This window comes from Flavobacterium sp. XS2P24 (assembly GCF_030010285.1).
Lineage (GTDB): Bacteria > Bacteroidota > Bacteroidia > Flavobacteriales > Flavobacteriaceae > Flavobacterium > Flavobacterium algoritolerans.
On sequence record NZ_JASCRU010000021.1, the window covers coordinates 1 to 19,863 of the forward strand.

The 19,863-nt window shown below is 35.7% G+C and carries 15 protein-coding genes; 10 read left to right on the top strand and 5 right to left on the bottom strand.

Annotated elements, in window-relative coordinates; genetic code table 11:
* Positions 1–99: 99 nt before the first annotated feature.
* The 5 genes from QLS31_RS12350 to QLS31_RS12370 all read left to right on the top strand — a co-directional run bounded on the left by QLS31_RS12350 (position 100) and on the right by QLS31_RS12370 (position 5,361).
* The gene (locus tag QLS31_RS12350; protein WP_282744120.1) at positions 100–1,581 is read left to right on the top strand and encodes a hypothetical protein; all 1,482 of its coding nucleotides are present in this window, start codon (positions 100–102) and stop codon (positions 1,579–1,581) included.
* A gap of 76 nt (positions 1,582–1,657) precedes the next feature.
* Positions 1,658–2,224 carry a transposase gene (locus QLS31_RS12355; RefSeq protein ID WP_282744121.1) on the top strand — a complete coding sequence of 189 codons (567 nt, stop codon included), beginning with the start codon at positions 1,658–1,660 and terminating at the stop codon, positions 2,222–2,224.
* 352 nt (positions 2,225–2,576) lie between these two features.
* The gene (locus tag QLS31_RS12360; RefSeq protein ID WP_282744122.1) at positions 2,577–3,887 is read left to right on the top strand and encodes a M20/M25/M40 family metallo-hydrolase; all 1,311 of its coding nucleotides are present in this window, start codon (positions 2,577–2,579) and stop codon (positions 3,885–3,887) included.
* Between the two features lie 182 nt (positions 3,888–4,069).
* Positions 4,070–5,032 (top strand): bifunctional helix-turn-helix transcriptional regulator/GNAT family N-acetyltransferase, encoded by a 963-nt coding sequence (locus QLS31_RS12365; RefSeq protein ID WP_282744123.1) that lies wholly within the window; start codon positions 4,070–4,072, stop codon positions 5,030–5,032.
* A gap of 5 nt (positions 5,033–5,037) precedes the next feature.
* Positions 5,038–5,361, top strand: a complete 324-nt coding sequence (locus QLS31_RS12370; RefSeq protein WP_282744124.1) for a cupin domain-containing protein — start codon at positions 5,038–5,040, stop codon at positions 5,359–5,361.
* A 69-nt stretch (positions 5,362–5,430) separates the two neighbouring features.
* Here the strand turns inward: QLS31_RS12370 and QLS31_RS12375 are convergent, their stop codons facing one another.
* The 3 genes from QLS31_RS12375 to QLS31_RS12385 form a co-directional block, all read right to left on the bottom strand.
* Positions 5,431–5,979 carry an acyl-CoA thioesterase gene (locus tag QLS31_RS12375; RefSeq protein WP_099713651.1) on the bottom strand — a complete coding sequence of 183 codons (549 nt, stop codon included), beginning with the start codon at positions 5,977–5,979 and terminating at the stop codon, positions 5,431–5,433.
* A gap of 32 nt (positions 5,980–6,011) precedes the next feature.
* Positions 6,012–7,451 carry a rubredoxin gene (locus QLS31_RS12380; protein ID WP_282713165.1) on the bottom strand — a complete coding sequence of 480 codons (1,440 nt, stop codon included), beginning with the start codon at positions 7,449–7,451 and terminating at the stop codon, positions 6,012–6,014.
* A gap of 76 nt (positions 7,452–7,527) precedes the next feature.
* Positions 7,528–11,040, bottom strand: a complete 3,513-nt coding sequence (locus QLS31_RS12385) for a nitrate reductase (protein WP_282744125.1) — start codon at positions 11,038–11,040, stop codon at positions 7,528–7,530.
* 180 nt (positions 11,041–11,220) lie between these two features.
* On the opposite strand from QLS31_RS12385, the gene QLS31_RS12390 reads away from it, so the two are divergent.
* From QLS31_RS12390 to QLS31_RS12410, 5 genes are all read left to right on the top strand, one after another.
* Positions 11,221–11,925 carry a Crp/Fnr family transcriptional regulator gene (locus tag QLS31_RS12390; RefSeq protein ID WP_099713648.1) on the top strand — a complete coding sequence of 235 codons (705 nt, stop codon included), beginning with the start codon at positions 11,221–11,223 and terminating at the stop codon, positions 11,923–11,925.
* Positions 11,926–12,231: 306 nt separating this feature from the next.
* Positions 12,232–13,683: an alginate export family protein gene (locus QLS31_RS12395; RefSeq protein ID WP_282744126.1), complete on the top strand. Its 1,452-nt coding sequence runs from the start codon at positions 12,232–12,234 to the stop codon at positions 13,681–13,683.
* A 26-nt stretch (positions 13,684–13,709) separates the two neighbouring features.
* Positions 13,710–14,939 (top strand): CmpA/NrtA family ABC transporter substrate-binding protein, encoded by a 1,230-nt coding sequence (locus QLS31_RS12400; protein ID WP_282744127.1) that lies wholly within the window; start codon positions 13,710–13,712, stop codon positions 14,937–14,939.
* Between the two features lie 28 nt (positions 14,940–14,967).
* Positions 14,968–15,855: a nitrate ABC transporter permease gene (gene ntrB / locus QLS31_RS12405; protein ID WP_282744128.1), complete on the top strand. Its 888-nt coding sequence runs from the start codon at positions 14,968–14,970 to the stop codon at positions 15,853–15,855.
* Between the two features lie 227 nt (positions 15,856–16,082).
* A complete protein-coding gene (locus QLS31_RS12410; protein WP_099713645.1) occupies positions 16,083–16,889 on the top strand; it encodes an ABC transporter ATP-binding protein in 807 nt (268 codons plus the stop codon).
* Between the two features lie 534 nt (positions 16,890–17,423).
* Here QLS31_RS12410 and QLS31_RS12415 read toward each other — a convergent pair.
* Positions 17,424–18,905 (bottom strand): MFS transporter, encoded by a 1,482-nt coding sequence (locus QLS31_RS12415; protein ID WP_282744129.1) that lies wholly within the window; start codon positions 18,903–18,905, stop codon positions 17,424–17,426.
* Between the two features lie 288 nt (positions 18,906–19,193).
* Positions 19,194–19,853 (bottom strand): response regulator transcription factor, encoded by a 660-nt coding sequence (locus tag QLS31_RS12420; protein ID WP_282744130.1) that lies wholly within the window; start codon positions 19,851–19,853, stop codon positions 19,194–19,196.
* Positions 19,854–19,863: the final 10 nt, after the last annotated feature.

Below are 19,863 nucleotides of genomic sequence, written 5' to 3' on the forward strand. Positions count from 1 at the left end.
AGTCTACAAGACTCTTCACTCCCAAAATTTGCTGTAAAATTGAATAGATTCATCGCTCTTTTTTTATCAAATATAAGCCTTTTATTTAATTATGGGTAATTGCGGACAATCAAAAAAGATGAAACTTTATTCATCAAAGATTCAAAAACAAATAAAGTTACAACATATAACGGAATAGGCGGAAATAGTTCTGTAGAACATTATAAACTTAAAGAATTCTTTAATAGTTTGCTAAACTTTGATTTACTACTTGAAACTAAAAATGGAATATCAAAAGCACCAATTGAAACAATATTTTTACCGTATTATGTTTCACAAGATGTTGGTTGGGTTTATTTAAGAAAATCTTTTAGTAATTTAGATTTCTACAAAAACTTTAAGGAAGATTTTTTAGATTATTATTTAGGTATTACCAAACTTGAAGATAAAGAAAAAAGAAAAGCGTTAGAAATTCAATTAGCAGATAAAAATCAAAAATATAATTTCTATTTAAACTTCGAAAAAAATGATACTGTTATTGAAAGTTCAAAATTACTTGATGATTCTTTTAAAGGCAAAGGACAAGAATTTATTAATGAGCTAACCAATAGAAAGGCAAGTTTGTTAGAACTTGAGAACAAATATGTAAAGCAATCAAACCAATTAACTTATAACAGCCAAAGATTATCAGTAATTTCAAAAGTTTCTAGAAATCACAATCATCAATTCCCAGGTAAAGACAACTGTCCAATTTGTCAACAAATATTACCTATTGATACAAAGCAGATTTATGAATACTATCAGGAAGAAAATGATACAATAAAAATTAAAGAAAAAATTCAATCTGAAAATAAAAAAATTCAATCTGAACTAAATTCTACAAATAAGAAAATAGAAGAATTAAGAAGTTTGTTAGCAAAAGATTATCATAAACATATTATCTATTCAGACAAAAATATTACTCTTGATGAATGGATAAAGACTCAAGCTAATATTAAATTAGATACATCAATAAATGAAAATATTGGAAAATTAGCAAAAGAAATCAATGACTTAAAAGAAGAATTACAATCCTTTAAAGACGACGATGACATTCAAAGCGAAAGATTTATTAAGAATAAAAAATTCAAAGAATTTTATAATATAAACAATATAAAACTTGATGTTCCTAAAACTGAAGACAGCAGATTTAACTATGTTTATGAATTATCAAGTTTTCCATTTCAAGGTGTAGAATTACATTTAGCTGTATTAAGCTATCATTTTGCATTCAACAAAGTTATAAATGAAACAGAAAACATTCATAGACTTCCATTGATTTTAGATAGTATTTTTAAAGAAGATTTAGATGGGAATAACAAGGAAAAAATTTTAGATTTTATCTGTAAAAATCGTCCAAATGATACTCAAACAATAATTTCAGTTGCTGACAATAAATCCAAAGACACAAAAATTGAATTTTTCAAAGAAAAATTTTTCAAAACGGATACAAACTTAATTTGTATTGGTAATTCTATAGACAAAGAATCAATATTAAAAGAACACGATAAATCATTAAACGAAATATTACATGATACTTTTGAAATAATGGAGTATCTATAATACCCCCGCTACCGCACGAATCCTTTCGTGTGGTTCGTGTAAATTATAACTAAACTTAATCTTAAAAACAGTAACGATGAGTAGAAATTATAAATTTCATAATCCAGAGGGTTTGTACTTTATAAGTTTTGCAGTGGTAGGTTGGTTAGATGTATTTACTCGTAATGAGTACAAAGATTTATTTCTTGAAAGTGTAGCATTTTGTCAAAAAAACAAAGGATTAGAAGTTCATGCTTGGTGCATTATGAGTAATCATGTGCATTTAGTTTTTAGAAGTATAAAGGATCAGAAGCCTGAATTATTGATTGGTGATTTAAAACGGTTTACCAGTCAATCAATTGTAAAAAGTATACAAGAAAATCCAAGAGAGAGCAGAAAAGAATTCTTATTGGATTTTTTTAAAAAAGAAGCTGAAAAAAGTTCAAATGTAAAACACTATCAATTTTGGCGTCTTGATAATCAACCTATTGAGTTGTGGAGCAATGCCGTTATTCAACAAAAGATAGATTATGTACACAATAATCCTGTAGAAGGAGGCTTAGTTTATAAAGCAGAAGATTATGTATACAGTAGTGCTATTGATTATTCAGGTCAAAAAGGGTTAATTGATGATGTAGTTGTTTTTAGAATGTTTACTATTTAATGATAACGAACCACACGAAAGGATTCGTGCGGTAGCGGGGTAGTTGTTTTTAGAATGTTTACTATTTAATGATAACGAACCACACGAAAGGATTCGTGCGGTAGCGTTGATAATAAACAGATTGTGAAAATGTCATTATGAAAAAAGTTCGTGATTCCTAGCCCTGATGGTAGCGGCATCCTCGTAACGCAGTGGAGAGATACAGCGGACAGCAGGAGGTTTCGTTCTTGAAAAGGCAATCATTCTGCTCCAAATTGTAAATAGGGCCAAACCTTTTTATTAGTTTTACTGTAACACAATTTCAATACTGCACTCTTACTGTAGAACCTATTGTTATTAAAAGCTATACTTTATGAAAAAAATTGTTTTAAGTGCCGTTGTACTTTGTTCAACTTGTATGTTGCAGGCCCAGAACATCAATAAAATTATCAATACAAAAGACGTTACCAAGATAGAGAAAGTGCTTTCGGCGGATGATATGCAAGGCCGAAGAGCGTTTACTCCGGGTATCGATAAGGCTTCCTCTTATATTGAATCTGAATTTAAGAAAATAGGACTGCAAACATTTAACGGAGCCAAAGATTTCAAGCAGGAATTTTCTATGACGGAGTCTAAAAATGTTTCTTTAAATGTGCTGATTGATGGTAAAGCGATAGATAAAGCGGATGTGGTTTCTTTTTCCTACCAACCGCAACTTGCTATGACTGAAAAAAGTGATGTTCAGGTTGTGAAAATAAATGCCGGAGATAAATTTGGCCCAAAGTTTTACGAATATTATCAGAGCGAAAAAAATCTTTTGGTTCTTGTGGATGCTTCTTTTAAACCCCGAATCCCAAATATGAGACACATTCCACAAATGACTGCTAGTCCTGGAGGAAATTCGGTGGTGTTTGTTTTTGGTCCAACTGATGCGACTCAATTTTCAATAGAAGGCACCAATACAATTACAAAAAATGCATTAAATAATGTAGTAGGCGTTTTGAAAGGCAAAAGCAAACCCAATGAATATGTTGTGTTTTCCGGACATTATGACCATTTAGGTGTTGGTTCTCCAGCTGAAGGAGTGGAGCACGATGCTACCGATTCTATTTATAATGGTGCCAATGATGACGCCGCCGGTACTACAGCCGTAATCATGCTCGCCAAGTATTTCAAGAAACTAAACAATAATGAGCGTACGATATTGTTTACCACATTTGTCGCAGAAGAAATTGGCGGTTATGGAGCGCAATATTTTTCGAAACAACTCGACCCAGCGCAAGTTGTGGCTATGTTTAACTTGGAAATGATTGGAACGGAATCAAAATGGGGTAAAAATTCGGCTTATATTACTGGTTTTGAAAAATCAAGTATGGGAGAAATTCTTCAGAAAAATTTACAAGGATCAGCGTTTAAGTTTTATCCAGATCCTTATCCTGAACAACAATTATTCTATCGTTCCGATAATGCGACTCTAGCAAAACTAGGTGTTCCTGCACATACGATATCGACGTCTAAAATGGACAGCGAACCTAATTATCACAAAGTAAGTGATGAAATAGAAACTCTTGATATGGTGAATATGACACAAATCATTAAAGCCATTGCCATCAGTTCTGCTACTATAGTAAACGGAAAAGATACGCCATCAAGAGTGGACAGCAGTGCTTTGAGTAGAAAGTAGCATAGTTCTTCGGCTTTCTTTCTTGATAAGTAAAGTCTATATAGTAGTAATGGGTAATTATTTTACAATCTGATTGTGAAATAATTACCCATTTTTTGTTTATCAAGAATTTAAAAATAAATTTTGAGAATAAAGATTAATTTTTATATTTGCATAACTAGTTATGTAATTAATTATACAACATGAAAATATTCGAAAAAACAGGAAAAATGGCTTTGGGTAGTCGGTTACGTTTACTGACCGCTACAGTAACCGAAAACGCAGCCCAAATTTATGAATTATACCAAGTGGAGTTTTCTCCAAAATGGTTTCCCGTGTTCTTTGTCCTTTCAGAAGAGGGCGAAAAGACCATTACCGAGATCGCTAATGAAATAGGACATTCTCAACCATCGGTTACTAAAATCATTCAAGAAATGACGGTTTCCGGATTGGTTCAGGAAAATCTAAAATCAAAGGATAAACGCAGGACTCTCGTGGGGTTAACCCAAAAAGGAACATTGCTTTCGGAAAAAATTAAGGTGCAATGTACTGATGTTGATGCCGCAATTGAAGGTATTATAACGGAAGCCACACACAACCTTTGGAAAGCAATTGAAGAATGGGAATTTTTGTTGGAACAAAAGTCGTTGTTTAGACGAGTACAGGAGCAAAAAAAACTGCGTGAAAGTAAAGACGTCCAGATTATGGAATACACTCCTCAATATCAGTCCGCTTTTAAATCGCTAAACGAAGAGTGGATTTCCACATACTTTGAAATGGAAGAAGCCGATTATAAAGCTTTGGATAATCCAAAAGAATATATTCTGGACAAAGGCGGGAAGATTTTCGTTGCGTTATACAATAATGAACCAGTTGGAGTTTGCGCACTCATTAAAATGAATCATGCCAACTATGATTTTGAAATGGCAAAAATGGCAGTTTCACCAAATGCACAAGGCAAAAACATCGGAGGATTGCTTGGTCAGGCAGTTGTGGATGCTGCGAAGAAATTGGGTGCTTCCAAATTATATTTGGAAAGTAATACCATTCTGAAACCCGCAATAAATCTATATCATAAGTTAGGCTTCCAGAAAGTAGTTGGGCTAGCCACACCTTACAAGCGCTGTAATATCCAAATGGAATTAAATTTAAACAATCAATTGTAGAGAATATGAAAAATATAGTAAAAAAAGAAAATGCCGTCTCAAAACAATTTTTGGGAGTTGATTTTGTCGTTCTTTCCATTGGTAAAGACTCCATGGTTACAAAAATGCTGTATAAGTCAACTGATTTTGTTCCTTTTCATAAACATCCTAACGAACAGAGCGGTTATGTTATTTCCGGGAAATACAAATTGAAATTCTCTGGAGAAGAATTTTTATTATCTGAAGGAGATACTTATTCGATTCCTGCCAATATGGAACATTCTATTGAAATTATTGAAGCTGGTCAGGTAGTTGATGTTTTTACACCCATCCGACAGGATTATCTATAAATTGTATAGGATAACGATAGCATACAACATTGAGGGAAGTTGCAGTTTTATTTTAATAATCATTAATTATTACTGCAATTCCACCTTGACATTATACTGATTTAAACTCAAAATAGTTTCAATAGATCCAAAAGTCGCAATGCTTCTTTGGTATTCTCTTTCTTTTTTCAAAGCGATTTGTTTCACGCAGTTTTGAAACCTGCTCACTTCTTTTAGATTGGTTAAAATTAATCCGGGAACAGGAGCATTTTTTCCTTCTTTGTCTTTGGAAACCATCGTAAAATAAGACGAATTGCAATGTTTTACGACTCCGGTTTGAATATTCTCGGCTTCTACTCGAATGCCAATAATCATAGAACTCGTTCCCACATAATTTACGCTGGCTTTCATGGTTACCAATTCGCCGACTTCAATAGGTTTTAAGAAATTCACTGTATCTACAGAAGCCGTTACGCAATAATTCCCGGAGAATCTGGAAGCGCAGGCAAAAGCAATTTGATCGAGTAAGGATAAAATGTAACCTCCGTGAATTTTACCACTAAAATTAGTGTGCGAAGGCAGCATTAATTCTGAAATGGTGATATGTGAGGAACTTACCGTTTTGAAAGTAGTGTTCATTAGATGCGTTATTTATTTTTACAAATGGCTTTTTACAAAGTGCCCAGTTTTTCTCCGGCTAATACGACAAAGTTTATTTTTGGAGATTCACATAAAGAACAGCAGTAATCCTCGGGTAAATCTTTGAATAAAACTCCTTTTTCAATGCCTTGAATAACATCGCCGTATTCAGAATTGTATAAAGTCAAGCACTCCGGACATTGATGAATATCTTGTGTTGTTGTCTCTTTTTTAGTAGCTTTTGCAGGTACTTCGGCAATTTGATTTCCTAATTCATCAAAATATTTTCTGCTCAATTCAATCAAAATGGTTGGCAATTCCAGTTTGTCAACATCTTGCGCATGAACAATGTATTCTTTGGTATTTGGGTCAAAATTTTTAGCATACAAAACATTATAGGTGTCTCTAATTTTTATGGATTCCAAGTCTTTTGGCAACTCATTTTTTTCTACTATAATCGAAGTGAAATAATGTCCATCTCGGTTGTATTCTGATATTCCAAAAGTAAGTCCGTACGTACTGATGTCAAACTGATCCAGCGTTCGAACCAGAAAAGTTTTGAGATTCAACGCCCATTCCATCGCAACGGGTAAATGCCAGTTGAGTTCCAATAAGGAGTGACGCACATTAATTCCTTTTTTGCCCAGGAATTTTTCCCAGTCTAATTTTCTGTCTTTTGGAATCCCTTTTATGATAAATGATTTCCAAGGCGTGATGCATATTTTTCCAATTTTACAATCAAAACACAAATCGCACATTTCTTTCAAAAAGTCTAAATCATAAAGGTTATTTCTCCAATACAAACCCAGCCAATATTGGTCAATTCCCAATCGGTTCATGCCTTCGTAATACGGAAATGGGTAAAAAGGAATGTTCAAGGGCTTGTCTATGGTTCTGTTATTGGTGTCCAAAGCATCGCTGACCAATTGAAAAATCATTTCAACTGAATCTGGTTCTTCAATAAGTTTCTTTTCAATTTCATAATATATTTCAGCAATATTCCAGCTGTAAATCAGTACGGGATACATTTCCATTTTGTCCCATTTTGGCAAACGAATGTATAGAAACCAGTAGTCCTCGTGATCCGAAGCAATGAAGTTGATGTGTCCTGTAAACAAAGGAACCAACTGTTGTTTTGGGTCGGTGATATTAACTTTTAGCTTGGGATGTTCCTTGAATTGTTCTAAAATATATAAAAATTTATTTCCCGTAAGCCAAGGTGTATTCCTAAAAATATCGGTGGAAACATAGGACGAAACAATGTTATTTCCGCTTTTTTCATTGGGATGTACAAAAAGATTTTTACCTACTTTTTCCTTATCTACCGCCGTAAAATCTTTTGGAAATATAATATCTTGTCGAGAACCAAAGGAGATGGAATCCAGCCCTTGTTCTAAACCCATATTTACAATTTCTCGCAATTCACCTGGTGAAATCACGCCTCCTTTTACTATTAGTCTTGTCAATTCCATGTTTATTTAGTGTTCAGTATTCAGTAATTAGTGTTCAGTTACTGACTGTAAACTGACCACCGATCACTGACCACTATTATTTATTTTTTGCTAAAATTTCTTTTACTTCGGTTTTACAGCTTCCACAACCCAGTCCGGCGCCGGTGGTTTTGCATAATTCGGTAAAATTAGTCACGCCGCTTTTTATGGCTTCTTCAATATTGCCGCTTCCCACTTGGCTGCAAGAACAAACGAGTTTTCCTAAAACGGGTTTCACATTCGAACTTCCTCTCAGCAACGTATTTCTCTTGTCCGATAATTCGATTTTGCTTTCAATCATGGTTTTGAATTCGGCAAACTCATTTTTATCGCCCATCAAAATAGCACCTACTAACAAATCGTTTTTGACGATACACTTTTTATAGTATCTTTTTCCCAAATCAGAAAACACAATTTCTTCGTAGGAATCATCATTCTCTGGAATTTCAATTTCTCCAATGCTGCATAGGTTGATGTCTTCGAGTTTCAGGATGTTCATTAAAACGGAACCTTTATAAAAACTGCTGATGTCGCCGGCCATAAAATTTGCCAAAACATCCGCTTGTTCTTCAGCCGCTGAGGTGATTCCGAATAACTGATTGTTGAATTCGGCTATTTCGCCAATGGCAAAAATATTTGGTTTCGACGATTGTAAATACTGGTTTACTCTTACGCCACGCCCGCAGGAAATTCCGGATTCTTTGGCTAATTCTATATTTGGGATGGTTCCAATGGTGTACACGATGGCATTGGCAGTAATAATTCGACCACTTTTCAGGGCAATTTCAATTTCGTTCGGATTTTCTGTTTCGAATACCGTGCTGACTTCATTATCAAAATAAATTTGAATGTCCCGAAGCTGTACTTCTTCGGCCAGTAATTTACTGGAGATTCGGTCTAATTGACGTTCCATTAATCGGGAAGCCCTTTGAATTATCGTGATTTTTACTTTTTTGTGTTTCAAGGCTGCGGCCAATTCCAATCCTAATAATCCACCGCCTACAATAACAACATGCTGCTCTTCGGGAGGCAAATTAGTGTCATCCAGATAGTTTTTCAATCGGTCTGCATCTTCTTTTTTTCTTATGGTAAAGCGTCCCGGCAGATACAATTGCGCATTTTCAGGAATAAAAGGTCGGCTTCCGGTTGCTAATATCAGGGAATCAAAAGTATGAACGATGCCGTCACTATCTAGAATTGTATTTTCTTTAGTGTTGATGGTATCAATTGAAACATTTGATTTCATCGTGATGTTGAGCTTGCTCAAGGCTTCGTCTTTGATTTTCAAAAGCTGTTCCCACGAAAGTTCTGCCGTTACATATTCCGGCAATAAAACGCGGTTATAGAAAGGATTTTCTTCATTCGAAAACACAATAATTTCATCCGAAGTATTAATTTCTCTGTAGTTTTGAATGAATCGGAAAGCGGCTGCTCCAGCGCCAACGACTGCGATTTTCTCAAAAGGTTTCACATATTTGGCAACAGCAACGGTGGTAAACTTAAAATCAGGTTCTTTCGAGGTTGGATCTACAACGGTGTTGGTCAAATTATTGGTTCTGTTCAAATCATTTTCCAGTTGTTTTCCCCAGTGCATCGGCAAGAAAAGGACACCTTCCCTAATAGAATCAGATACTTTTGCTTTTACGCGAACAGTCCCATTTTTGCTCGTCACTACTACAATATCGCCGCTTTTTATGGTTGCTTTGTAGGCGTCAATAGGATTTATTTCCAGCATCGGACTTGGGATATGCGTCATCAATCGGGATACTTTTCCCGTTTTGGTCATCGTATGCCATTGGTCTCTAATGCGTCCCGTTGTTAAAATAAACGGAAACTGATTGCTGGGTTGTTCCGAGGTGTTTTCAATCGCTGTCGGCAGATTAAAAATTGCTTTTTGCGAAGGCGTATAGAATTTTTTATCCGTAAATAAACGAGGCGTTCCGGGATGTCCATAATCTGGAACCGGCCATTGGAAAGTACCTTCGTTTTTTAATCGATTGTAATTTAAAAAGGAAATATCAATACTGGTGTTTTTTGTCATCAGGCAATATTCCTTGTAAATGTCTTCGGTGGTGTTGAAATTAAACCCGCTAAAATTCATTTTTTTAGCAAATCGAGTCAGGATTTCCACATCGGGAAGTGCTTCTCCCGGAGCATTGATGCCTTTTGGTAAATAGGAAATTCGTCTTTCAGAATTTGTCATCGTACCTTCTTTTTCTAACCAGCCCGCAGCGGGTAATAATAAATCGGCAAATTTTGAGGTATCGGCATTATGAGAAATCTCTTGAACCACAACAAATTTGGCATTAGCCAATGCTTTTTCCACTCTTCTGGAATCGGGTAAACTCACCAACGGATTGGTGCAAATAACCCAAATCGCTTTCATTTTTCCAGATTCTAAGGCGTCAAACATTTCAGTTGCCGTTAATCCCGGTTTTTCGGAGATGTCTTCCACTCCCCAAAAATCAGCAACTTCTTTTCGGTGAACAGGATTGTTCAATTCTTTATGAACTGCGAGTAAATTTGCCATTCCGCCCACTTCACGACCGCCCATAGCATTGGGTTGACCCGTCAATGAAAAAGGCCCAGAGCCCGGTTTTCCTACTTGTCCGGTGAGTAAAGAAAGGTTGAGTAAAGCGGTGTTTTTGTCTACGCCAATAGCACTTTGGTTGAGTCCCATAGCCCAAAGCGAAAGAAATCCTTTGGCTTTGCCAATGATGTCTGCGGCTAATTTGATATCGTTTACGGGTATTCCGCAAAGTTTTGATGCTTTCTCTAGCGAGCTTGCAAGAACTAAATCTTTATATAGTTTGAAATTTTCAGTGTGGTTTTTAATGAAATCAGTGTCGGCATATCCTTGTTCGATGAGCCTTTTGGCCAAAGCATGGTATAAAATAATATCAGTCCCCGGAATGATTTGTAAATGCAAGTCGGCGTTTAAGGCCGAATCTGTTTTTCGGGGGTCAACTACAATGATTTTTACTTTTGGATTCTTTTCTTTGTGTTGTTCGATACGTCTGAAAAGAATTGGGTGGCACCAAGCCGGATTGGCACCTGTTATCAAAAAGGTATCGGCGAGTTCAATATCGTCGTAAGCGATGGGAACTGCATCTTCACCAAATGTTTTTTTGTAACCCACCACTGCTGAACTCATGCATAGGCGAGAGTTGGTGTCGATATTATTGGTCTTCAGAAATCCTTTTACGAGCTTGTTTACCAAATAATACTCTTCAGTAAGGCATTGTCCAGAAATATAAAATCCAACGCTGTCAGGACCGTGTTTTTTTATGATAGAGGTAAAAACTGCCGCTGCACGTTCCAAAGCCGTATCCCAGCTCACACGTTCCATAGGATGTGATTTGCTCCATCGCATTTCCGGATATAGGATTCGGTCAGAAGTGTCATTGACTACATAATGCAGGTTCATTCCTTTGGAACATAACATTCCTTTATTGACAGGATGGTTTTTGTCGCCAGTTACCGATACTCCATTTTTAGAATCATTGGTTACTATAATTCCGCATCCTACTCCACAATAGGAACACGTAGTTTTGATTTCTGAATTTTGCATTATCGAATTTCTTTATTAATAATGAAAGGCTGTATTTGAGCGCTAACTAAGATATTGAAATGTAAAAATAAGTATTTTTACGTATTAATACGTATTAAATGAATATTATTTTATATTTTTGGTTAAAATAAATGAATGCATCCCATCATTTTGTAAACGATTTTTAAATTTTAGCTACGTATGAAAGAAGAATTAGCCACTTGTACCAGTTGCGTAAATGAAAATTGTTTTATAAAAAAGCATCTTCATTTAGAACAAATGAAAAAGTACATTGATAAAAATCGAAGTTTCACTTGTAAAAAATCGCAACAATTTATAATTGAAGGAGCGCCAATCCAAGGCTTGTATTTTATTTACAAAGGAAAAGTAAAGACTGTCAAAACAGGCATTCACGGCAGAGAACAAATTGTGCGTTTGACCAAAGATGGCGATACAGTTGGTTTTAGAGGCTTCGGTACGAGCAAGCGCTACCACATTGGAGCGTACGCTTTAGAAGATACGATGTTGTGTAATTTCAGTAATGAAGACATGCTGGAAATACTTCATAATGTTCCCGAATTCACCTTTGATTTAATGTTGTTCTACGCAGAAGAATTGAATAAAAGCGAGAATAACATTAGAAAAATTGCCCAAATGAACGTAAGGGAAAGAGTCATTGATACCTTATTGTATATTCATAAAAAATTCGGTCAGCTTAACGGTGTTATCGATTTGGATTTATCCAGAAAAGAAATTGCCGATTTTGCAGGAACTACTGATGAGCAAGTAATTAGAGTGATTTCAAGTTTAAAGAAAGAAGTCCTTATTACAACCATCGGTAAGAAAATAGGATTAGTCAACACCGACAAATTAAAATCTGAAATAAAAGAACACAAATACCTTTAGTGCTCAATTTCAGATTGTATCCACCACCATTTTCCATTTAATTGACATCGAAAGTCTTTAAAAGTCAATTATCAAAATGCCTCTCCAGAAAATCCCAGAAGTTTCCACTTCCTTTTCTACGTATTCAATTCAGCTCACCTCAAGCGATTGCTGGGTTTGCTGCTATTTACTGCTAAAAGGCAGAAATTAAACTGACATAACTACTTTTTTTCTGGTATTAAAAAGCTATTTACAGCTGTTTTTTATATTATACGTAAGTATTTATACTTACGTAAATTTGCTTCATACTAATTAAAACAGATGATTATGCAAAAGATTAAAACCACATCATTACGTATTCAAGGATTAAGCAAAGAAAAAATGTCAAGTAGAACTCTTTCGAAATCTATTTTCTTAGGCATTGCTTTAACATTTTTAAGTTATAACGAAACCAAAGCGCAATTAACAGCAACAGGACAAGTAAGAGAAAGAACAGAACTTAGAGCAGGACAAGGAACGTTGCAGAAAGAAGATGATAAAGCAGGTTTGTTTACTTCTCAAAGAGCGCGATTAAATATAGGATATACAGGGTATCGTTTTAAAGTATTTATGGCTTTGCAAGACGTACGCGTTTGGGGTCAAGATGCTTCAACTATAAACAGAACAACTACTGAAGCGAATAACGGAATTTTATTGCATGAAGCTTGGGGAGAGATTATGTTGAATGATACGATTAGTAAAATCCTGAATCTATCCGTAAAGTTTGGACGCCAGGAAATCTCGTATGATGACCAAAAAGTATTGGGCGGTTTAGACTGGTTGCAACAAGGAAGAAGACACGATGCTGTTGTTTTTAAGTTTGCAAATAAAGGTTGGATTGCTGATGTTGGAGCTGCTTTTAACCAAAATAAAGAACTAAACACAAGCACCATTTATAACGGGACAAATCCTGCTTATGGTGCCGGTACAAACGGAATTGGAACAATGTATAAATCCTTTCAGTATGCGTATTTAGGTCGAAAATTCTTCTTTGGAGACGTGTCTTTTCTGTTCTTCAAAGATGATTTCAATAAATACACTAATGTAACTTCAGGAACTCCAGCGGTAACTACCAAAGTATATGGAGAAGGAGTTTGGAGCCGCAATACAACCGGATTTTATTTTAATTCCGCCATAACCAGAAAACTGAATCTTACCGGAAGTCTCTACCATCAAGGCGGAAAGGACAAAGATGGTCGTTCTATAAGTGCCAATCTGGCTTCGATTACTTCAACTTTACAAGTGGGAAGAAAATTATTTGTAGGTCCCGGAATCGATTATTTATCGGGTGATGACGGTACAAAAACAGTAACGGCAACGTCAGATAATAATCGTTTTGATCCGCTTTACGGAACACCACATAAATTCTGGGGAAGCATGGATTATTTCTATGCGGCGAATGGCTTTGGAAAACAAGGATTGCTAAACTATTTCTTCAAAGTGAAATACAATGTAAAAGATAATTTGAGTCTCTTTTTAGATGTTCATGGTTTTCAAGCTGCGGATAAATTATCTAACGGAGCCGGAGGAGAATTAAGTTCTTATTTAGGAACCGAGGTGGATTTGTTAGTGAAATACAATTTAACCAAAATGATCAATATTGAAGCGGGTTATTCTATCATGAAAGCTACAAATTCCATGGCTTCTGCAGCGGTTAAAAATGTTACAACTCCAGATTTAAGTCCGCAATTTGCGTATGTGATGGTCAATGTTAAACCTAATTTTTTAGCTAAAAAATAAAAAAACAACTTTTAAATCTTTTTAAAATGAAAAAATCAAATCAACAAATAACAAGGACTTTCCAAACCATACTATTGATGGTTTTAGTAATATTCAGCTCCGCTTTTACAACAATAACCGCCCAAAATGATCCGGTGCGATTAGGATTTATTCCACTTACGGATTGCTCGCCAATAGTTATGGCAAAAGAATTGGGTTTGTTCAAGAAGTACGGTGTTGAGGTTGTGGTAACCAAAGAATCGTCTTGGGCGAATGTTCGTGACAAAATCCTGACAGGAGAATTAGACGGAGCACATTGTTTGTATTCCATGCCCTTTTCAGTATACACTGGAGTAGGTGGAAAAGCAGGTTCCGAAATGAAAATTGCAATGATGTTGAATGTAAACGGACAAGCGATTACGCTTTCAAAAGATTTTTGTGGAAAAGTAGGATTCAAACAAATGAATAAAGTGACTCCGGTTGTTGCGGCTAAACTAAAAGCCGAAAAAGAAGTGACTTTTGCAATGACATTTCCTGGAGGAACACACGATTTATGGTTACGCAACTGGATGTCAATTGCAGGTTTGAATCAAAAAGCAGTAAAAATCATTACAATTCCACCACCTCAAATGGTTGCCAACATGAAAGTGGGTAATATGGACGGATTTTGTGTAGGTGAACCTTGGGGCGGCGTTGCAGTAAAACAAGGAATTGGATTTACACAAGTGGCTTCCCAGGATATTTGGAAAGATCACCCAGAAAAAGCTTTGGTGGTAAACAAGGATTTCAGTGCTAAACGCAAAGCCGATTTAGTGAAAGTAATGAAAGCCGTTATGGAAGCCTGCATTTGGTTAGACAATCCTGTAAATCGTAAAAAAGCAGCGGCGATTATCGGTAGAGCGCCATACGTGAATGCTCCGGCTGATGTAATCGAGAACAGATTGATGGGAAATTATGATTTGGGTTGCAACCAAGGAACACAAGTGTATGCCAAAGATTATATGTTATTTCACAAAGGCGGGATGGTGAACTTTCCTCGTAAATCACACGCAATATGGGCGATGGCACAGTTTGTTAGATTCGGATATTTGAAAGAAGCACCAAATTATGCTGCCATTGCAGATAAATTGATTTTGGATGATTTGTATAAAGAAGTTGCGGCAAGCATGAAAATTAAAGTGCCAAATGACGATATGAAACCATTTGCACTTACAATGGACAAAACGGTTTTTGACCCTTCAAATCCTGCGGCTTATTTGAAAGTTGTAAAAAGATAAATGAATTATTAAACTAAATTTTAGAACCATGTCTGATAAAAACACACTAACTATTGATGCATTAGATTCATCCATCAATGTGTCGACAGAAAGCAAAAAAAGTGTCGCAGCAGAAAATTATAAACTCAAATTAGCCGTAAATACACTACTTGAAAAATCAAAATCAGGCTTTTTTGCTGGGATTGGTTTGGTAATTTTTGGAGGTTTTTGGAGCGTATTGAGTTATTTTACACAAGATGCACTTCCGGGACCATTGGCTACTTTGACTGTTTTAAAAGAAATGTTAAGCGATCCGTTTTATGATTACGGGCCAAATGACAAAGGAATTGGATTGCAATTATTCAGCTCTATCAAAACGGTACTTTCCGGGTTTTTGTTGGGTTCTTTAATCGCAATTCCAATCGGGATTTTAATGGGAGCAAGCACTATTTGCAAACAAATTTTTTATCCAATCGTTCAATTGCTCAAACCCGTTTCGCCGCTGGCTTGGTTCCCAATTGGCTTGGTAGTTTTCAAAGATACCGGAATGGCAACCATATTTATCGTATTCATCACCTCATTATGGTCCACGTTGATAAACACTTCTTTTGGAGTGGCTTCGATTCCGCAAGATCATAAAAATGTGGCCAAAGCTTTTGGTTTTTCAAAAATGCGTTACCTCACTAAAATCTTAATTCCGTACAGTTTACCACACATTATTACCGGATTACGATTGAGTATCAGCGTCGCTTGGTTGGTAATTGTAGCGGGTGAAATGTTGTCTGGTGGCGCAGGAATCGGGTTTTTTGTATGGGACAGCTGGAATGCGCTAAGTCTCGAAAAAGTAATTTCGGCCATTATTATCATCGGAATTGTAGGATTGCTTTTTGATAGAATCTTCACTTTTATCGAAAATAAAGTAGCTTACAAAGCGTAGTTTAAAATCAGGAAGTTTTTCTTTTGGGCGTGCCCCTTCAGATTGCTTCGTCTGTCGCCTCGCAACTTTGGGTCGTGCTGTACGTTCCCGCTTTTTTTAAGCCGAAAAAAATCGGCTCAAAAAAGAGCTCCACTGCCATCACTCACGCAAACCCGATACATAAAGAATTCACTATAAAATAACATCGATTTTTAGAGCCAATCTTCAAATCATTAAATAAAGAAATCATGAGTTATTTAGAAATCAAAGATTTGGAAATTTCATTTCCAACACCAAAAGGAAAATATATTGCCGTAAGAGATATCAATCTGTCCATCAAAAAAGGGGAAATCATCTCCATCATTGGACATTCCGGTTGTGGAAAATCAACCATCATGAATGCGATTGGGGGAATGCTTACGCCAACAGGAGGAACAGTAGCATTAGACAATAAAAAAATAAAAGGACCGGGACCGGATCGCGGAATTGTTTTCCAAAATTATTCGCTTTTACCTTGGATGACTGTTGAACAAAACATTTTTCAAGCGGTAGATTCTGTTATGGATTGCTCCAAAAAAGAGAAACTGGAAATCGTAGAAAAAAACCTGAAAATGGTTAATTTATACGAGCATAAAGATAAATTACCGGGACAATTATCGGGTGGAATGAAACAAAGAGTTGCTATTGCCAGAGCTTTTGCCATCAATCCGGGCGTGTTGTTATTAGACGAACCCTTTGGCGCTTTGGATGCCTTAACCAAAGGTTCGATGCAACTGGAAGTGTTGAAATTATGGAATTTAAACAACCGAGAGAAAACCATCGTAATGATTACGCACGATATCGAAGAAGCCTTATTCCTATCCGATAGAATTGTGGTATTAAATAACGGCCCAGCTTCCACTATCAGGGAAATTGTAGAAGTCCATTTGCCAAGACCCAGAAACAAAATCGAAATCGTAAAAATGCCCGAATATATTGAACTAAGAGATAAATTATTACATCTCTTAACCGATAAATTCTCCATCGAAGATATGGGAATGGTGTATAAAAGTTAGTTTTATTTAATTTTTTTGAGTGAAAAATCCCTGTAATGTTAAAATGTTACGGGGATTTTTGTTGGATATATATATTTAAATAGGGGACATTGTAAAGACGTACGACATAACCACATTGTAGAGACGCACGTAGAGACGCACTGCAGTGCGTCTCTACGATACGATAAACAGGTTAATTGGGTTTTTAGATCGTAGTGTTTATGATCAATCTCAAATATTGACTTAATTTAAAATGAATCTCAAATGCAATTAAAATAATGATTGTTAATTCGCTAATCCGTGGTTGATTTGGCACATTTAATTAGAAACAAAAACCGCAAATCACAAACATAAAATCTGTGAATCTGCGGTTGAATACTTTTTTTAGCTTCTACACAAGACATAAAACCGTAATAGGAAAATTAGTCTTATATCTGTGTATGAAGTAAAAACTTTCTAGAGGAATCGAAAGTTTAGGAAACTTTTTTAAAGGTGGTTTTTGTGTATGAATAACAATTTCTTTAACCCAAATAACCCATTCAAAAAAGTATATTTTTATTTTTTACGTTCCATTTCTCGGGATAGCGTAGGTTGTTTTTCGTTCATGATTTTCGTTACGGTATAGTGCATCCAAATCAAACAAATAGCTGAAAATAACAGGATGAATATCCAAGAGCTGGACCAAATGCCGGTGGCTGTCAATAAATAACTGAAGATAATTGGTCCAAAGAAACCGCCTAATCCTCCAATCATTCCTACCATTCCACCAACAACGCCAACTTCTGTCGGGAAATATTCCGGAATGTGTTTGTAAACGGCAGCTTTGCCAATTCCCCAGGAAATACCAATCAGAATCACCAAAACTAAGTACACCCACATATTGGCATCAAAACGAATGTGGGTAATTCCTTTAGCAATCAATTCCTTTTTCTTGACATCTTGATTCTGACTCACAACAACTTGTTGCCATGATGTTCGAACCGGAAAAATAGAACTTTGCTGCGGTTGTATTGTCTTTTGAGCAATGGCAAAGTCAGTATCGCCAATTTTCACCTTCGAGTCAGAAATCATTGTGATTGTTCCTTTTTTGGTGGCCAAAACTCCGGGTCCCGTTGTGGTAATATCCATTTTTGGAATCATCAACAACGCGCTTAGGATTACTGAGGAACCCAATACCCAATACATCACTTTTCGAGCACCAAATTTATCGGATAAATAGCCTCCAAAAGCGCGAATCACCCCGGACGGCAAGCTGAACATGGTGGCGAATAATCCACCCATGACAAGACTCGTTTGGTATACATTCATGAAGTTAGGCAGCAACCATTGTGAATAGGCAACGAAACACCCAAAAACCAAGAAGTAATAGGCTCCAAATCGCCAAACACGCACACTTTTTAAGGATTGCAGCATTTGAGAAACAGTTTTGGTGTGGTTCTCTATTTTTTTGTTTTTAGCAAAAATCAAGAAAAATATCCCAATAACGACTAAAGCAAAACCATATATAACAGGTAATAATTTCCAACCATTTTGCGGGTCTTCAATTGAAAAATGATTCAATAACGAAGGTGCCAAAAAAGTAGTTATGGCAGCTCCTGCATTTCCTATTCCGAAAATCCCCAATGCTCTACCTTGCCATTCTTTTGGATACCAAATAGAAGTATAGCCAATACCAACGGCAAAGCTTGTTCCTACCATACCAAACAAAAAGCTTAAAAGGGCAAACATAAAAAAACTATCCGCTAATGGCAGTAGAAATAAGGGAATAGAGCAGAGAAGGAGTAGTATGGAGAAAACGTATTTTCCGCCAAATTTATCAGTCAAAATTCCAATTGGTAATCGCATAATGGAACCCGTAAGAATCGGAATTCCCAGAAGCCATCCCACTTGTACAACGCTCCATTTGAAGATACCGTTGTCTACCAAGAAAGTTACCAAAACACCATTTAAAGTCCAACAAGCAAAACATATCGTGAATGCCAGTGTATTTAAAAACAAAATTTTATGCGATTGGGATAAAGAGTTTGAAGTTTTCATCGTACCTATATTTTTTACAAATATAAGTACTATTACTTAATTTAAGTAAATTATACGTAAAAATACGTATTTATGTCAATATTTTAAAATTTGAGGTATTTATTTCTAAATAGCTATTATTGGGCTTATATATTATGAAATCATTAAACAAGTTGCTCTTTTCAAGGTTGAAAAAATACTTAGTTGCCTAAAAAAAGATTTTTAAATATGGAGTTTGGATTGTTTTAAACAACAAATAAAGAAAACAACATACGTATTCTTGAAAAATAAGTGTTTTTGTAATTGTACTTATATCAAGGAATACTCGTTAGCTTTATTGGAAAGTTCCATTAAATTTTTGACTTTTAATTTTTTCATCAAATTAAAACGATGTACTTCGGCAGTTCTTTTGCTGATGTCTAAAGCTTCGGCAATTTCTTTGTTTCCTTTACCTGACAATAAAAGTTTAAGAATTTCTCGTTCTCTTTTGGTAATCAACTGCTCTTCGTCCTGCATTGGTTTTGATTCCTGAATAGAAGTGGAGTTGTTCAGTTGTCCAATTAATATGGATGAGATGTCGCCGCTGAAATACTTTCCACCATTAGCAATAGTCTGTAATGCCTTAAGGAATTCTTCTTTACTGGATCCTTTTAGTAAGTATCCATCGGCTCCGGCTTTAATTGATTTTAATACGTATTCCTCTGATTCATGCATGGACAGCATAACAATTTTTACCAAATTATTTTGACTTCGTAGTTTTTCAACAACTTCAATTCCTGTCATATTAGGCATACGAATGTCTAAAATTAATAAATCAGGTTTGCAGCTTTCTACTATTTTTAATGCTTCGAGACCGTCGGTCGCTTCACCGACAACTTCTATATTTGCTTCGTTTTCCAATAATGATTTGATTCCGTCTCTCACAAATACATGGTCATCTGCCAATACAACTCGAATAGTATTACTCATAATTTACTTA

Excerpts from the sequence above, each read along its gene's own strand:
- QLS31_RS12355 (WP_282744121.1), top strand. The coding sequence starts at position 1,658 with ATGAGTAGAAATTATAAATTTCATAATCCAGAGGGTTTGTACTTTATA.
- QLS31_RS12360 (WP_282744122.1), top strand. The coding sequence starts at position 2,577 with ATGAAAAAAATTGTTTTAAGTGCCGTTGTACTTTGTTCAACTTGTATG.
- QLS31_RS12365 (WP_282744123.1), top strand. The coding sequence starts at position 4,070 with ATGAAAATATTCGAAAAAACAGGAAAAATGGCTTTGGGTAGTCGGTTA.
- QLS31_RS12370 (WP_282744124.1), top strand. The coding sequence starts at position 5,038 with ATGAAAAATATAGTAAAAAAAGAAAATGCCGTCTCAAAACAATTTTTG.
- QLS31_RS12375 (WP_099713651.1), bottom strand. The coding sequence starts at position 5,979 with ATGAACACTACTTTCAAAACGGTAAGTTCCTCACATATCACCATTTCA.
- QLS31_RS12380 (WP_282713165.1), bottom strand. The coding sequence starts at position 7,451 with ATGGAATTGACAAGACTAATAGTAAAAGGAGGCGTGATTTCACCAGGT.
- QLS31_RS12385 (WP_282744125.1), bottom strand. The coding sequence starts at position 11,040 with ATGCAAAATTCAGAAATCAAAACTACGTGTTCCTATTGTGGAGTAGGA.
- QLS31_RS12390 (WP_099713648.1), top strand. The coding sequence starts at position 11,221 with ATGAAAGAAGAATTAGCCACTTGTACCAGTTGCGTAAATGAAAATTGT.
- QLS31_RS12395 (WP_282744126.1), top strand. The coding sequence starts at position 12,232 with ATGCAAAAGATTAAAACCACATCATTACGTATTCAAGGATTAAGCAAA.
- QLS31_RS12400 (WP_282744127.1), top strand. The coding sequence starts at position 13,710 with ATGAAAAAATCAAATCAACAAATAACAAGGACTTTCCAAACCATACTA.
- ntrB (WP_282744128.1), top strand. The coding sequence starts at position 14,968 with ATGTCTGATAAAAACACACTAACTATTGATGCATTAGATTCATCCATC.
- QLS31_RS12410 (WP_099713645.1), top strand. The coding sequence starts at position 16,083 with ATGAGTTATTTAGAAATCAAAGATTTGGAAATTTCATTTCCAACACCA.
- QLS31_RS12415 (WP_282744129.1), bottom strand. The coding sequence starts at position 18,905 with ATGAAAACTTCAAACTCTTTATCCCAATCGCATAAAATTTTGTTTTTA.
- QLS31_RS12420 (WP_282744130.1), bottom strand. The coding sequence starts at position 19,853 with ATGAGTAATACTATTCGAGTTGTATTGGCAGATGACCATGTATTTGTG.